Origin of the sequence: Burkholderia sp. BCC1985, assembly GCF_905339915.1 — a bacterium.
In the GTDB taxonomy this organism is placed as follows: Bacteria; Pseudomonadota; Gammaproteobacteria; order Burkholderiales; family Burkholderiaceae; genus Burkholderia.
Window position 1 is genome coordinate 33,294 of record NZ_CAJPGY010000028.1, and the last position, 14,420, is coordinate 47,713.

At 68.3% G+C, this 14,420-nt stretch carries 14 protein-coding genes; 12 read left to right on the top strand and 2 right to left on the bottom strand.

Going from position 1 to position 14,420, the window contains the following annotated elements:
• The first annotated feature begins 77 nt into the window (after positions 1 to 77).
• The 11 genes from U4Z31_RS25395 (at position 78) to U4Z31_RS25445 (ending at position 11,373) form a co-directional block, all read left to right on the top strand.
• The gene (locus tag U4Z31_RS25395; protein ID WP_321811704.1) at positions 78 to 875 is read left to right on the top strand and encodes a transporter substrate-binding domain-containing protein; all 798 of its coding nucleotides are present in this window, start codon (positions 78 to 80) and stop codon (positions 873 to 875) included.
• Between the two features lie 48 nt (positions 876 to 923).
• Positions 924 to 1,640, top strand: a complete 717-nt coding sequence (locus tag U4Z31_RS25400; RefSeq protein WP_044843934.1) for an ABC transporter permease — start codon at positions 924 to 926, stop codon at positions 1,638 to 1,640.
• A gap of 49 nt (positions 1,641 to 1,689) precedes the next feature.
• Entirely contained in the window at positions 1,690 to 2,385 is a 696-nt protein-coding gene (locus U4Z31_RS25405) for an ABC transporter permease (protein WP_044843935.1), read from the top strand.
• A 52-nt stretch (positions 2,386 to 2,437) separates the two neighbouring features.
• Complete coding sequence (locus tag U4Z31_RS25410; RefSeq protein ID WP_321811705.1) at positions 2,438 to 3,631, top strand: pyridoxal phosphate-dependent aminotransferase; 1,194 nt, start codon at positions 2,438 to 2,440, stop codon at positions 3,629 to 3,631.
• Between the two features lie 31 nt (positions 3,632 to 3,662).
• Positions 3,663 to 4,673, top strand: a complete 1,011-nt coding sequence (locus U4Z31_RS25415) for a succinylglutamate desuccinylase/aspartoacylase domain-containing protein (protein ID WP_321811706.1) — start codon at positions 3,663 to 3,665, stop codon at positions 4,671 to 4,673.
• Positions 4,674 to 5,071: 398 nt separating this feature from the next.
• Positions 5,072 to 7,480 carry an ATP-binding protein gene (locus U4Z31_RS25420; protein ID WP_321811707.1) on the top strand — a complete coding sequence of 803 codons (2,409 nt, stop codon included), beginning with the start codon at positions 5,072 to 5,074 and terminating at the stop codon, positions 7,478 to 7,480.
• Positions 7,481 to 7,482: 2 nt separating this feature from the next.
• Complete coding sequence (locus U4Z31_RS25425) at positions 7,483 to 8,223, top strand: methyl-accepting chemotaxis protein (RefSeq protein ID WP_321811708.1); 741 nt, start codon at positions 7,483 to 7,485, stop codon at positions 8,221 to 8,223.
• On the top strand, positions 8,220 to 8,804 hold the full coding sequence (locus U4Z31_RS25430; protein WP_321811709.1) for a hypothetical protein: 585 nt from the start codon (positions 8,220 to 8,222) through the stop codon (positions 8,802 to 8,804). Before U4Z31_RS25425 ends, U4Z31_RS25430 begins: the two co-directional genes overlap by 4 nt.
• A gap of 22 nt (positions 8,805 to 8,826) precedes the next feature.
• A complete protein-coding gene (locus U4Z31_RS25435) occupies positions 8,827 to 9,795 on the top strand; it encodes a chemotaxis protein CheX (RefSeq protein ID WP_321811710.1) in 969 nt (322 codons plus the stop codon).
• A gap of 36 nt (positions 9,796 to 9,831) precedes the next feature.
• Complete coding sequence (locus tag U4Z31_RS25440; RefSeq protein WP_006765703.1) at positions 9,832 to 10,197, top strand: response regulator; 366 nt, start codon at positions 9,832 to 9,834, stop codon at positions 10,195 to 10,197.
• Between the two features lie 381 nt (positions 10,198 to 10,578).
• Complete coding sequence (locus tag U4Z31_RS25445) at positions 10,579 to 11,373, top strand: enoyl-CoA hydratase (protein WP_321811711.1); 795 nt, start codon at positions 10,579 to 10,581, stop codon at positions 11,371 to 11,373.
• A 202-nt stretch (positions 11,374 to 11,575) separates the two neighbouring features.
• Here the strand turns inward: U4Z31_RS25445 and alr are convergent, their stop codons facing one another.
• Complete coding sequence (alr, locus tag U4Z31_RS25450) at positions 11,576 to 12,697, bottom strand: alanine racemase (RefSeq protein WP_257775344.1); 1,122 nt, start codon at positions 12,695 to 12,697, stop codon at positions 11,576 to 11,578.
• 299 nt (positions 12,698 to 12,996) lie between these two features.
• Here alr and U4Z31_RS25455 point away from each other — a divergent pair, with 299 nt between their 5' ends.
• Positions 12,997 to 13,368, top strand: a complete 372-nt coding sequence (locus U4Z31_RS25455) for an MAPEG family protein (RefSeq protein ID WP_044843943.1) — start codon at positions 12,997 to 12,999, stop codon at positions 13,366 to 13,368.
• A 48-nt stretch (positions 13,369 to 13,416) separates the two neighbouring features.
• Here the strand turns inward: U4Z31_RS25455 and U4Z31_RS25460 are convergent, their stop codons facing one another.
• Positions 13,417 to 14,370 (bottom strand): LysR family transcriptional regulator, encoded by a 954-nt coding sequence (locus U4Z31_RS25460; RefSeq protein ID WP_321811712.1) that lies wholly within the window; start codon positions 14,368 to 14,370, stop codon positions 13,417 to 13,419.
• Positions 14,371 to 14,420: the final 50 nt, after the last annotated feature.

A 14,420-nucleotide genomic window follows, 5' to 3' on the forward strand; every position in this document is an offset into this window, starting at 1 on the left:
GCGGCCGGCCGCACCGATGCCGGCCACACCGATACCGGCCGTACCGATTTCGTATCTTTCCAGCCAGGAGTCCGACCATGAAGCGTGTCGTTCGCAGTCTGCTGTGCCTGTTGAGTCTCGTTCTCGCGGCGCTTGCGCCGTTCGGTTCCGCGCATGCGTCGTCGGGCGTGCTGCGCTTCGGCGTCGCCGCCGAGCCGTATCCGCCGTTCCTGATGAAGAGCCCGACCGGGCAGTGGAGCGGCTTCGAGGCCGACCTGATCCGCGCGGTGTGCGAGCAGATGAAGGCGAAGTGCGAGATCAAGGAAGTCGCGTGGGACGGCATCATCCCGGCGCTGCTCAGCGACAAGATCGACGTGATCTTCAACTCGATGTCGATCACGCCGGAGCGCCAGAAGGTGATCGCGTTCTCGCGACCGTACTACGAGACGCCGGGCACCTTCGTCGGCGCGAAGAACCAGAAGCTCGCGCTGACGCCGGACGGCCTGAAGGGCAAGGTGATCGGCGTGCAGGGTTCGACCGCGAACGCCGAGTTCATCAAGATGGCGTACGGCAAGACCGCGACGGTGCGGCTCTACAACACGCAGGACGATTGCAACTCGGACCTCGTCGCGGGCCGCATCGACACGATGTATCTCGACCAGCTCGGCATTCTCGATTTCCTGAAGTCGAAGGACGGTGCGACGTTCGAGCTGAAAGGCCCCGGCAGCGTGAAGATGGATCCGGCGATCTTCGGCTACGGCGTCGGCGCGGGGATGCGCAAGGCCGATGCGCCGCTCAAGCAGCAGATGGACCAGGCGCTCGAGCAGCTGCATGCGTCGGGCAAGTACGCGCAGATCGCGAAGAAGTATTTCCCGATCGACCTCTGGCCGCACTGATCGCACGATTTCGCGCCGACGGGCGCCACGCACGGACGAGGAGGCGGCATGGACGGTTGGGGATGGGTGAGCTACCTGGGCATGGACCCGGACGGCTGGGGCGTCGCGCTGCTGCAGGGCGCGGGCGTGACGCTCGAGATTTCGCTCGGCGCGTTCGTCGTCGGCATCGTGCTCGGGCTCCTGGGCGCGGTCGCGAAGCTGTCCGGCGTGCGCGCGTTCGAGCGGCTCGCGCAGGGCTACACGACGCTGTGCCGCGCGGTGCCCGAGCTGCTGCTGATCCTGCTGCTCTACTACGCGGGCACCGACGCGATCAACCTGCTGATGACGGCGATCGGCGTCGGGCCGGTCGCGGTCAACGGCTTCGCGGCCGCGGTGATCGTGCTCGGCATCGTGCAGGGCGCGTATGCGGCCGAGATCATCCGCGGTGCGATCCTCGCGATCCCGTACGGGCAGATCGAAGCCGCGCGCGCGTTCGGCGCACCGCCCGCGCTCGTGTTCCGCCGCGTGACGCTGCCCGCGATGGCGCCGTATGCACTGGCCGGCTTCACGAACCTGTGGCTGATCCTCGTGAAGGACAGCGCGCTGATCAGCGTGGTCGGCTACAGCGAGCTGCTCTACACCGCGAAGCAGGCGGCCGGTTCGACGCGCGAGTACCTGCACTACTACCTGATGGTCGCGGCCGTGTATTTCGCGATCACGTCGCTGTCGGGCATGCTGTTCCGCGAGATCGAGCGGCGCTTCGGCCGCTGGATGCCGGCATCGTGACCCACGTCCCGCCTTTCCACGCATCTTTCGACCGAACCGGATCAATGTCATGGATCTGAGCGTACTGTCTTCCTACGGGTCGCTGCTGCTGCTCGGCGTGCTGACCACCGTCAAGCTGCTCGTCGTGTCGGCCGTATTCGGCTTCGGGCTCGCGATCGCCGTCGCGTTCGCGCGGCTGTCGGGCAATGCAGTCGTCGCGCGCGTGAGCAAGGCGTTCACCGAAGTGATCCGCGGCACGCCGCTGCTCGTGCAGATCTACCTGATCTACTATGGCGTCGGCTCGCTGTTCGCCGGCTGGCCCGCGCTGCGCGACAGCGTGCTGTGGCCGTTCCTGCGCGACGGCTTCTGGTATGTCGCGTTCGCGCTGGTGATCAGCGTCGGCGCGTACGTCGGCGAAGTGCTGCGCGCTGGGCTGCGCGGTGTGCCGAAGGGCGAGATCGAGGCCGCGCGCGCGATGGGGATGCGCCCGTCGATGATCGCGCGGCGCGTGTGGCTGCCGCGCGCGATCCAGATCCTGCTGCCGACGCTCGCGGGCGAGACGGTGATGCTGCTGAAATCGACCGCGCTCGCATCGACGGTCGCGGTGATGGACGTGCTCGGCGCTGCGAACTACATCCGCGCGCAGACCTTGCGGACCTACGAGCCGCTGCTGGCGATCGCGGTGATCTACGTCGTGCTCGCGTTCGCGATCGAGCGCGCGTTCGGCCGGCTCGAGCGGCGTGTGCCGGTGCGCATGCCGCGTTGAACGAACCCTTGATGGCGCGGCGGCCGGGCGGGCGCCGCGCGACGGAGAACACATGAACTATTCGAAGCTGGTCGAGCGCCTGCAGGGCAAGCGCACGACCGCCTGGGACATTCATTACGCGGCGCAGGCTGCCGTCGCAGCGGGCGAGCCGGCGATCGTGCTGAGCGTCGGCGATCCGGATTTCCCGACCCCCGACGTGATCGTCGAACGCGCGGTGACCGCGCTGCGCGGCGGCGATACGCACTACAGCGAAGTGCGCGGGCGTGCCGAGCTGCGCGCGGCGATCGCGCGCGAGCATGCGAAGGCGTGCGGGCAGGCGGTCGGCGCCGAGCACGTGATCGTGACGGCCGGCGCGCAGAACGCGCTGTTCGCGATGGCGCTGTGCCTGTGCGAGGCCGGCGACGAGGTGCTCGTGCCGGAGCCGATGTACCTCACGTACGAAGCGAGCGTGCGCGCGTCGGGCGCGACGCTCGTGCCGGTGCCGGTCGATGCGGCGCGCGGCTTTCATCTCGACGTCGACGCGCTCGCAGCGGCCGTGACGCCGCGCACGAAGGCGATCTTCTTCGCGACGCCGTGCAATCCGACCGGCGTCGTGATGCCGCGCGCCGATCTCGAACGGATCGCGCGGCTCGCATGCGAGCGCGACCTGTGGGTCGTGTCCGACGAGGTCTACGCGGAGCTGACGTTCGAGCGCGACATGGTCAGCATCGCGTCGCTGCCGGGGATGGCCGCGCGCACGGTGACGATCGGCAGCCTGTCGAAATCGCATGCGATGCCGGGCTGGCGGGTCGGCTGGGCGATCGGCCCGACCGAGCTGATCGAGCATGCGGAACGGCTCGCGCTGTGCATGCTGTACGGACTGCCCGGCTTCGTCCAGCAGGCGGCCGTCACCGCGCTCGACAACAAGGCCGCGATCGTCGCCGACATGCGCGACCTGTATCGGCGCCGCCGCGACCTCGCGTACGCGCGCCTGCGCGACGTCCCGGGGCTGCGCTGCCTGCTGCCGGAAGCCGGGATGTTCATGATGGTCGACGTGCGCGGCACGGGGCTGGATACGCACGCTTTCACGTGGGGGCTGTTCCGCGCAAAGCAGGTCGCGCTGCTCGATGCGAGCGCGTTCGGCGAGACGGCGTCGGGTTTCGTGCGCTTCGGCTTCGTCGTCGACGATGCGAAGCTCGCCGACGCGTGCGAGCGCATCGCGGCATTCGTCGCGAGCCTCGGCGGGAACGCGCGCGCGGCGTCGTGATGCATATCCGGAACCGAAAGGAGGAGCGACGATGATCGAAACGCTGACGTGGCAGGTGCCGGGCGACGGCGGCCAGCCGCTCGCGATCCGCGCGTGGCGGCTGTCGGGCGGCGACGGGCCGCGCGTACACCTGCAGGCCGGCGTGCATGCGGACGAGATCGCCGGCATGCTCGTGCTGCACCGGTTGCTGCCGCAACTTTGCACGGCCCACGATCGCGGCGTGCTGCGCGGCACGGTGACGGTCGTGCCGCAGGCGAATCCGCTCGGGCTCGCGCAGTTCCGGCAAGGGCGGCTGCTCGGCCGCTTCCACGACGCGACGCATCGCAATTTCAACCGGCATTTCCACGAATCGGCTGCGGCGCGCCGGCCCGCGACGACGTTCGCCGCGTGGCAGCGCACGGTGTTCGACGCCGCGTGCGACGCCGACATCGTGCTCGATCTGCACACCGATTCCGAGGCGCTGCCGTACGTATACCTGCATCGCGATCTGTGGCCGGCCGGCCGCGATCTCGCGGCCGCGCTCGGCGTGGACGTCGCGATCCTGTGGGACGAGGACGACGACGGCGCGTTCGAAGGCGCGATCGCCGCGCACTGGGCGCGCAACGGCGGTTTGCGCGAGCGACTCGTCGCGACGATCGAACTGCGCGGCCAATCCGACGTGTCCGACACGCTCGCCGAACGCGATGCCGACGGCGTTCTTGCGTTCCTGCGCGGCCGCGGCGTGATCGCGGAACCGGCCGGCGCGCGCGACTGGCATGGCGACGCCGTGCCGATCGCGCACATGGAAACCGTGCTCGCGCCGGTGTCGGGCGTGCTCGTGTACGAACGCGAACTCGGCGCGACGGTCGATGCCGGCGAGCGCATCGCGCGGATCGTCGCGCAGCCGGGCGTGCCCGGCAGCGAGCACGTGCTGGTGGCGCCGCAAGCCGGGCGCATCGTCACGCGCAATCGCGAGCGGCTGGTCGCGCAGGGCGACGTCGCGTTGAAGCTGACCGGGTCGCGGCCGTCGGCAGGCTGGTCGGGCGGTGCGCTCGATCCGTGAGCGGCAATGACGCGACCCGCCGACCCGGCTCGCGCATGATCTCCGTCATCGCGCGGAATGACTGCGTGAGCGATTCGATTCACGGATAATGCGCAAACGTTTCACCGGTATTCGACCGGATTGAATTGCCGAATCGAGAATCGAAGAATAAATTTCCGGATGCGATTATTCCGAGCTGCACGGCAAGCGTGCCAGCGCCTCGAGGCGCCGAAGGTTAACGGCTCATTCGCGGAAAACTTTAGGATTTTCCCGTCGCAATTAATCATTGCGATTTCCTCAACGGCCGATTGATTTTCAGTCATCGGACGGTCATACACCATCCCCGATAATTCGCCGCTCACATTCTTTCAATAGGCCAGAGCGCGATCGAAGCCGAATCGCTGCGGGGAGCTGTACTCATGACCATCCGTCATCGCATTACGCTGCTAGTCGTCCTGACGTTTTTCGCGTTGTCCGCGATCGGCGTGTACGCCGTGTACCAGACGCGCAAGAGCGCGTCCGAGGTGCGTCAGGTTACCCAGGGAATCGTGCCGAGCGCGCTCGCGTCGGCGGATCTCGTCGCCGACGTGAAGAACATCCAGATCGCGACGATGACGCTGGTGTACGCGCCCGACGCGAACACCGCCGCGCAGGCGCGCGACGAGCTGAAGGCGAAGCAGGGTGCGCTGCGCGCCGCGCTCGACGCCCAGGCGAAATCGGCGGTCGGCCGCGCGCAGGAGGGCCTCGTCGCGCAGGCGAAGGACAGTGCCGCGAACTACTTCGCCGCGATCGACGACACCGTGAAGATGAAGACCGACGGCAAGCCCGAGATGGCGCAGGCGTACCTGTTCGCGAACGTCGCGCAGTATCGCGACGAACTGGAAAGCATCGTCGACACGCTGCGCGTCGAGAAGAACCGCCAGAAGGACGACGCGATCCGTGCGCTGAACGGCATGCTCGCGACGACGGCCACCGCGATCGCGGGGGTGGCGGGCACGGTGGTCGTGCTGCTGACCGCGCTCGGCTTCGTGCTGTATCGCCAGATCACGCGTCCGCTGATCGGGATGCAGACGGCGATGAGCGAGATCGCGACGAGCCAGGACTTCACGCGCCGCGTGCCGGTGGGCCGGATGGACGAGATCGGCCATTCGATCGTCGCGTTCAACGGGATGATCGAGAAGATCCAGGAGAATGCCGCGCAACTGAAGCAGAAGACGGCCGACATCCAGGCGATGCTGCAGAACATGCAGCAGGGGATCCTGACCGTCGTCGAAGGCGGGGTCGTGCATGCGGAGTATTCGGCTTACCTCGAAACCATCTTCGAAACGAACGACATCGCCGGCCGCGACCTGATGGCACTCGTGTTCGACGATTCGGGCATCGGTTCCGACGCGCGCTCGCAGGTCGACGCGGCCGTGCATGCGTGCCTCGGCGAGGACAGCATGAACTTCGCGTTCAACGAGCACCTGCTCGTCAACGAAGTCGCGAAGCGGATGCCGGACGGCCGCGAGAAATGGCTCGACCTGAGCTGGTCGGCGATCACCGACGAGACCGACACGGTCGTGCGGCTGATGCTGTGCGTGCGCGACGTGACGGAGATCCGCGAGCTGACCGCGCAGGCCGGCGAGCAGCAGCGCCGCCTCGAGATGATCGGCGAGATCCTGTCGATCAGCCAGGACAAGTTCCACGACTTCGTGCACAGCGCGAAGGGTTTCCTCAGCGAGAACGAGCGGATGATCCGCCAGCACGAACGCGCGGATCACTCGATCGTCGCGGCGCTGTTCCGCAACATGCACACGATCAAGGGCAATGCGCGCACGTACAGCCTGCAGCACCTGACCAACATCGTGCACGAAGCGGAGCAGGCGTACGAATCGCTGCGCCGCGCCGACGGCGGCCCCGAGTGGAACCGCGATGCGCTGATGGACGACCTCGCCCGCGTGCGCGAGGCGGTCGACCGCTACGCGACGATCAACGCGGTCACGCTCGGCCGCCACGGCGAGGCGGCGCAGCATGGCGGCGCCGACTACCTGATGGTCGAGCGCGCGCATATCAGCGAGAGCCTGCGCATGCTCGACGGCGCCGATCCGGCGAACGCGGGCGACTGGCACGCGGCGCGCGATTCGGTGCGCCGCCTGTTGAGCCAGTTCGGCACGCAGGGCATCGGCGATGCGCTGGGCGGCGTGATCGAATCGCTGCCGTCGCTCGCGGCCGAACTCGGCAAGCCGGCGCCCGTCGTGCATATCGACAGCAACGGCCATCGCGTGCGCAGCGAGATCGGCGCGACGCTTGCGAACGTGTTCATGCACCTGCTGCGCAACGCGATCGACCACGGCATCGAAACGTCGGACGAGCGTCGCGCGGCCGGCAAGGCGCCGGCCGGCAAGATCGACATCGCGGTCGACGTCGACGGCGATGCACTGCGCTTCGTGCTCGCCGACGACGGCCGCGGCCTCGCGCTCGACCGGATTCGCGGGATCGCGCGCGAGCGCGGCTGGATCGACGCCGGCAACGAAGCCGGGTTGACCGACGACGCCGTGGCCGAACTGATCTTCCGCCCGGGCTTCTCGACCGCGCGCGCGGTGACCGAAGTATCGGGGCGCGGCGTCGGGATGGACGCGGTGCGCAACTTCCTGAAGCGCGACGGCGGCGATATCGCGCTGCGCTTTACCGACGATCGCGTCGGCGCGTCGTATCGCGCGTTCGAGACGATCGTGTCGCTGCCGGCGCGTTTCGCGGCGGACGGTGCGGTCAACGGCGTGGCCAACGCTGCGGCGCGCGAAGCCGGGCAGCCGGCGCACGCCGTGAACGTCGACGCAACGGAGTGATCGTGCAAGCGTGGATGATCCCGATCGGTGCCGCGCTGGCGGGCGGCCTCGTGGTCGCGGCGATCGCCGCGTTCGCGTGGCGCATCGCACGCGCGCGGCTCGTTGCCGCGCTGACGCGCGAAGCGGACGTGTTGCGCGCCGCGCTCGGCGCGGCCGATGCGCGGGCCGACGAAGCCGCGGCCGCACATGTGGAAGCCGCACAGGCATGGACGCGCCGCGAAACGGAACTCGAGGAAACGCGGGCGCGCGAGGCGGCCGGCACCGGCGAGCAGCGCGACGCGCTGCAGGCGCTCGCGGCCGAGCGCGCCGCGCTGTCGCAGCACGCGGCGAAGCTCGCCGGCGAAGCCGCGCGCCTGCGCGGGCTGGCCGGCACGTTCGAGCGCTGGCACGAGCAGATGATCTCGCTGACCACGCAGAACCAGGACATGCGCACGAAGAACCAGGAGCTGTCGGCGATCGTCGCGCACGTGTCGATCGTCTCGCTGAACGCATCGATCGAGGCCGCGCGCGCGGGTGCCGCGGGACGCGGCTTCTCGATCGTCGCGAGCGAGGTGCGCGGGCTTGCCGCGCGCTCGCAGCAACTGTCGAACAGCTATCGCGACAGCCTGAACCGCAACGATCTCGTGACGGCCGCGACGTTCCAGGACATCCAGGCCGGCGGCAAGATGATCACGGCCGCGCTTGCGACGGTCGAGACGCTGGCCGGGCAGCTGCATGCGCGGCTCGAAGGAGCGGCGGCGTGATCAGTGCGCAGGCCCGCGCCGGTTTCGAGCGGATCTTCTTCGATGCGGCGCGCACGCGGCTCGCGTCCGGCGGCGTGTGCGAGATCCGGCCGGCTGTCGACGACGCACACGGCGCGTCGCATGACCCATCCCGCACGAAGTCGCGCGCGATGCCGAAGATCGCGGAACACGTCGCAGTGCTGACGATCTCGGCGCTGCATTTCCGGCTGCTGCTCGCGCTGCATTTTCGCGACGACGAACCGACGCGCCGCCATTTCGCTGCGGCGGCGCCCGGCGCGAGCGCGCAGCGGCCGCTGCCCGAAGCGTTCATGGAAGTCGCGAACCTGTGCTGCGGCGCGATCAACCAGGCGCTGACCGTGCCGTTCCCCGATCTCGGGATGTCGACGCCTTACCTGCTGAGCGGCGCGAGCATCGACTACCTGCAGGCGCTGAATCCCGGCCATGTGGCCGCGTACGACGTGACGCTCGACGGCGACGTGCGGATCGGCGCGACGCTGTGCGTGTGCGCGAACGCGCCGGTCGATTTCCACGTGTCGGAAGCGGCGAGCGTGGACACGGGCGGCGAGCTCGAACTGTTTTGACCGATTGCGAGGACTCCGCGACATGACCGTAGATCAACCCGTCAGCAAGGTGCTCGTGCTCGACGACAGCCGCGCGCATGCGGCGACGCTCAAGCGCTTCTGCGACGAGCACAACCTGGTCGGCCTGACCGTGCGGCGCAACCGGCTGCTGAAGGTGCTGCGCTCGAACATCGATCTCGGCGCGATCCTGCTCGCCGAGGACTACGGCGGCTCGCCGGACGAAAGCGCGATCGTCGCGACACAGATCGATGCGCTGCGACCCGAGCTGCCGATCATCCTGCGCCGCATGTCGACTGCAGGAGACGCGTCGCGCGACGGGCTGCCCGATGCGCTCGCGCGCGTCGCGTGCGCGGCCTACGTCGCCGACGACCTGACGCCGCTCAAGCGCGCGATCCACGAATACCTGTTCGGCCGCGACTACCCGAACGCACTGGTGCGCGGCATCGCCGAGATCACCGAGGCGCGGCTTGACAGCCTGTTCCCCGGCATGACGATCGAGCGCGACACGCCGTGCATCGTGCGCGACCAGATCATCTTCGGCGAGGTGTTCAGCCTGATCGCGCTGGAAAGCGCATGGTGCCGCGGCTACATGCTGCTGCAGACGAGCGAGCAGCCGCTGCTCGACATGATCGGCGGCACGCGCGACGACGGCCGCGCACCTGATTTCCGCGACGTGAACAGCGTGCTCGGCGAGCTGACCAACCTCGTGTGGGGCGCGTTCAAGAACCGCTATCTCGGCGACGCGGAGGCCCTTGCGCGCCATCCGGTGCAGGTGCCGCTCGTCGTCAATCACAAGCAGAAGTTCATTTCGTTCGGCGGCGACTGTCCGCAGCTCTGTTTCAAGTACCGGATGACCGACCCCGCATCGGGGCGGTCGGTGCGGCTCGACCAGCGTTTCGTGTTCAGCCTGAGCTGGTCGCCGGAGGATTTCCGCGAATCCGTGCAGGACGTGGGGCCGATGGTGGAAGCGGGCGAACTCGAACTGTTTTGAATGTTGAAGTCGGCAACGACGAAAGGGGAAGACGGCATGGCAAAGATTCTGGTGGTCGACGATTCGGGCACGGTGCGCGACGAGGTCGCGGGTTTCCTGCGCAATCACGGGCTCGACGTCGCGACGGCGGTGGACGGCAAGGACGGGCTCGCGAAGCTCAAGGCGACGCCCGGCGTGCGTCTCGTGATCAGCGACGTGAACATGCCGAACATGGACGGCCTGACGATGGTCGAGAAGATCCGCGGCGAGCTGGCGAACACGTCGGTCAACGTGGTGATGCTGACGACCGAAAGCAGCCCGGCGATGAAGGAGCGCGGCAAGGCCGCCGGCGTGAAGGGCTGGATCGTGAAGCCGTTCAAGGGCGATGCGGTGCTCGACGCGCTGAAGAAGCTCGCGGGCTGAGCCGATATTCGGCGGGAGCGGGCTCGGTACCGCTTGAGCGTTCAACGTTGCGGTTCGGGACGCGCGACCGCTGCGTCGCCGGTTGTAACGGGGTGTTCGCAAGCGAGTATGCCGAGTACGCGCAAGGCCGTGCGATCCGCAATCAGGACGGCGCGACGGTCGAAATTCGTGATGTGCGCTCCTGCACGCGGCCCTGACCACGCACGCGAGTGGCGCGCCGCCCGATTACCGCGAACGTCTGCTGCGCCGGCGGTCCGTCCGCTTCGCTGGACGTCTCGCGCAAACTGGAGGACGATTCGTGATCATGTCGATCGCGAATCCGGACGCGTGTTGCCCGTGCCGCCGGTTCGCGTCCGATCGAACCCCATCGAGCGGAGCATCATGGAACCCATTCACGAGACAGCCGAGCCGATCCTGCTGCGCGAGGCCCACGACGGTGTCGTCACGCTGCGGCTGAACCGGCCGCAACAGTTCAACGCGTTGTCGGAGGCGATGCTGGCGAGCCTGCAGGACGCGTTCGATTCGCTGGCCGCCGATCCGCACGTGCGCTGTGTCGTGCTCGCCGCGCAGGGCAAGGCGTTCTGCGCGGGCCACGACCTGCGGCAGATGCGCGGCAAGCCCGAACTCGATTATTACCGCACGCTGTTCGCGCAATGCAGCCGCGTGATGCTCGCGATGCGCGCGCTGCCGGTGCCGGTAATCGCGCGCGTGCAGGGCATCGCGACGGCGGCCGGCTGCCAGCTCGTCGCCGCGTGCGACCTTGCCGTGGCGGCCGACACCGCGCGCTTCGCGGTGTCGGGCATCAATGTCGGGCTGTTCTGTTCGACGCCCGCCGTTGCGTTGAGCCGCAACGTGTCGGCGAAGCGCGCGTTCGACATGCTCGTCACCGGGCGTTTCATCGATGCGGCGACGGCCGCCGCGTGGGGGCTCGTCAACGAGGCCGTGCCCGAGGATGCGCTCGACGCGGCCGTCGCGCGCAAGGTCGCGGAGATCGTCGCGAAGAGCCCGGCGGCGGTGCGCTACGGCAAGCAGATGTTCTACCGGCAGCGAGAGCTGCCGCTCGACGACGCATACGCTTTTGCGGGCGACGTGATGGCGCGCAACATGATGGAAGAGGACGCCGGCGAGGGGATCGATGCGTTCCTCGAGAAGCGCAAGCCGACGTGGAGTGAGTAGTTCGTAGTTCGTAGTGTGTGGCGCCCGTGGACCGGTTGCGCGCTGCGTCCCGCCTGTGCTTCGCCGTCGGTACATGCGGCAAAAGCAGGCCGCAAAAGCAGACCGCACAAAACAAGCGGACCGCCCGACGCGGCCCGCAAGCGGATTCCGAGCGTCCGGATGCGCAGCGACCCGCGAGCGTGCCGCCGCATCCGCGCCCCGGTTATCGCCCGTAGCTGCCCGTGCGCGGCGCCGGCTGCACCGTCGACGCGCCGGACGGCACGACCACGACCGGCACGCGGCGCGCGAGCGCGCACATCAGCTCGTAGCCGATCGTGCCGCTGGCTTCCGCGACGTCGTCGACCTTCACCTGATCGCCCCACAGCTCGACGCTCGAGCCGATGCCGGCATCCGGGCACGGCGTCAGGTCGACGGTCAGCATGTCCATCGACACGCGGCCGACGACGCGCGTCATCACGCCGTCCACCGCGATCGGCGTGCCGGTCGGCGCGTGGCGCGGATAGCCGTCCGCATAGCCGCACGCGACGACGCCGATCCGCATCGGCTGGTCGGCGGTGAAGCGGCGGCCGTAGCCGACCGTTTCTTCCGGCGCGAGCGTCTGCACGCCGATGATCTTGCTGGTCAGCGTCATCGCGGCCATCAGCGGCGTGTCGGCGATGTGCCGCGACGCGCCGGTCGGCGACGCGCCATACAGGATCGTGCCCGGCCGGACCCAGTCGCGATGCGCGCGCGGATGCCACAGCACGGCCGCGGAATTCGATGTCGAGCGCTCGCCCGGAATCCCGGCGGTGGCCGCATCGAACTGCTCGAGCTGCCAGTCGACTTCGCCTTCGTCGGCGTTTGCGAAATGCATCATCAGCGTGATCTTGCCGATCGACGGCGCGGCCGCCGCGCGCTCCCACGCGGCACGGAATGCGTGGGGCCGGTAGCCGAGCCGGTTCATCCCGGAGTTCATCTTCAGCTGGATGTCGATCGGTTGCCGAGGCTTCGCGGCGATCAGCAGGTCGAGCTGCGCGTCGCAGTGCACGGCCACCGTCAGCCGGTAACGATCGGCCAGTTCGACGTCGGCCGGCTCGAAGATGCCTTCGAGCAGCAGCACCGGCTTGTCCCAGCCGAGTTCCCGCACGCGCACGGCTTCGTCGAGATCGAGCAGCGCGATGCCGTCGGCGGCCGCGAGGCCCGGATAGATCCGCTCGATCCCGTGACCGTAGGCGTTGGCCTTGATCACAGCCCATACGCGCGATTGCGCGGCGGTGCGGCGGATGAAGTCGAGGTTGTGGCGGACGGCGTCGGGACGGATATGGGCGACGATGGGACGGGGCATGGGCGGGCTCGGGTCGAAAGTCGTTCGGTACGCGCGCGGCGGCGCGGGTCAGTGGCTGGTGCGATTGCGCACCCAGCCAGTGTTGGGCGCTATCTTATTGGTGTTCGACCAGTTTTAATTAACGTATTTGTCGGCGATTTGGTGGAATTTTTTGTGCCGGACCCATGTCGACACGGCCTTCGCCAGCCTGCCTTGCCGAGTCTCCCGTCTAGAAAACCGGTGCGCGAACAGCGCGACGCAATGCTAAGCTCTGCGCGACCATGTCATTGATCAATGTAATCATAAAGGAGGGGACTTTGATGACGACGTCCCAGCTGTGCCTGTTCATCGCGGCGCTGTTGCCGTTCCCGATGACGTTCCTGGCCAAGGCCCGCAAGGGTTACGACAACCACACGCCGCGCGAGTACCTCGCGAAGCTCGAAGGCTGGCGCGCGCGGGCGCAGGCCGCGCACCAGAATGCGTGGGAAGCGCTGGCGCTGTTTACGGCCGGGTTGGTCGTCGCATGGCACAACGGCGCGAATGCGCACCACGTCGACCAGCTCGCGATGGGGTTCGTCGCGATTCGCGTCGTCTATGCGCTGATGTACCTGCTGAACTGGGCGTCGCTGCGTTCGCTCGTGTGGTCCGGCGGGATGGCGTGCGTCGTCGCGCTGTTCTTCGCGACGCCGTGACGCGGTAGCGAACCGGCGATGCCTGCGCCCGCTGTGCGCGCGGGCGCGCTACGCACCGCCCGCGTCGCGCGCGTGACTGTCGTTGGATGCGGGCGCAACGATCTTCGCGCGCTGGAGCGGCGGGGCATCGGCTTCGCGGCGCAGGAACCCGATCAACGGATCGAGCAGCCGGTGCCGTGCCGACGGATTGCGGCGCAGCACGAAGCGCCACGACGCATCGCGCTCGAGGCCCGGCACCAGCGGCACCAGGCGACCGCTGCGCAGTTCGGGCTCGATCAGCGGCACACGGCCGAGCGCGATGCCCGCGCCGCCCACGGCCGCGCCGATCACCTGGCTGAAACTGCTGTAACGGACGATCTTCGTCTCGAAGTCGTCCGGCAGGCCGAAGTGCACGGCCCAGTTGCGCCAGTCGATCTCGGGGCTGTCCTCGTGCATCTCCTGCAGCAGCCGCGAGCGGCACACGTACCCGGATGCGTACGGGAACAGCTCGGGGCTGCACACCGGAAACACGGTTTCCCGCATCAGGATGTCGTCGTCGGCGCGCAGCCGGTGCGCGGGCACGTGCACGATAGCGAGATCGACGCCGCTGCGCGCGAAATCCGGTTCGTCGTCGACCACGACGGCGTGCAGCGGCGTGTCGGGATGAAGCGACGAGAATTCCGCGAGGCGGCGTGCGAGCCACATCGACGAAAACGGCGCGTTGGCGGACACGGTCAGCCGTTGCGCGGTGGTGCCGCGAATCTCGGCGCACGCGTCGGTCAGCTTCGACAGCGCATCGCTGACGGCCGGCAGCAGGCGGGCGCCCGCTTGCGTGAGGCCGATGCCGCCGAGCCCCGTGCTGCGTTCGAGCAGGCGGGCACCCAGCGATTCCTCGAGCGCGCGGATCTGGTGACTGATCGCGCTCGTCGACACGTTCAGCTCGGCCGCCGCGCGCGCGAACCCGCCGAGGCGGACGGCCGCCTCGAAAGCACGCAGCGCGCTGAGGGGAGGGAGGTGCGACATGCGGGGTATTGTAGTTGACTCAACACCCGTTGAAAAATCATCTTTTGCCG

Coding starts and splice junctions, on each gene's coding strand:
- U4Z31_RS25395 (WP_321811704.1), top strand. CDS start 78: ATGAAGCGTGTCGTTCGCAGTCTGCTGTGCCTGTTGAGTCTCGTTCTC.
- U4Z31_RS25400 (WP_044843934.1), top strand. CDS start 924: ATGGACGGTTGGGGATGGGTGAGCTACCTGGGCATGGACCCGGACGGC.
- U4Z31_RS25405 (WP_044843935.1), top strand. CDS start 1,690: ATGGATCTGAGCGTACTGTCTTCCTACGGGTCGCTGCTGCTGCTCGGC.
- U4Z31_RS25410 (WP_321811705.1), top strand. CDS start 2,438: ATGAACTATTCGAAGCTGGTCGAGCGCCTGCAGGGCAAGCGCACGACC.
- U4Z31_RS25415 (WP_321811706.1), top strand. CDS start 3,663: ATGATCGAAACGCTGACGTGGCAGGTGCCGGGCGACGGCGGCCAGCCG.
- U4Z31_RS25420 (WP_321811707.1), top strand. CDS start 5,072: ATGACCATCCGTCATCGCATTACGCTGCTAGTCGTCCTGACGTTTTTC.
- U4Z31_RS25435 (WP_321811710.1), top strand. CDS start 8,827: ATGACCGTAGATCAACCCGTCAGCAAGGTGCTCGTGCTCGACGACAGC.
- U4Z31_RS25440 (WP_006765703.1), top strand. CDS start 9,832: ATGGCAAAGATTCTGGTGGTCGACGATTCGGGCACGGTGCGCGACGAG.
- U4Z31_RS25445 (WP_321811711.1), top strand. CDS start 10,579: ATGGAACCCATTCACGAGACAGCCGAGCCGATCCTGCTGCGCGAGGCC.
- alr (WP_257775344.1), bottom strand. CDS start 12,697: ATGCCCCGTCCCATCGTCGCCCATATCCGTCCCGACGCCGTCCGCCAC.
- U4Z31_RS25455 (WP_044843943.1), top strand. CDS start 12,997: ATGACGACGTCCCAGCTGTGCCTGTTCATCGCGGCGCTGTTGCCGTTC.
- U4Z31_RS25460 (WP_321811712.1), bottom strand. CDS start 14,370: ATGTCGCACCTCCCTCCCCTCAGCGCGCTGCGTGCTTTCGAGGCGGCC.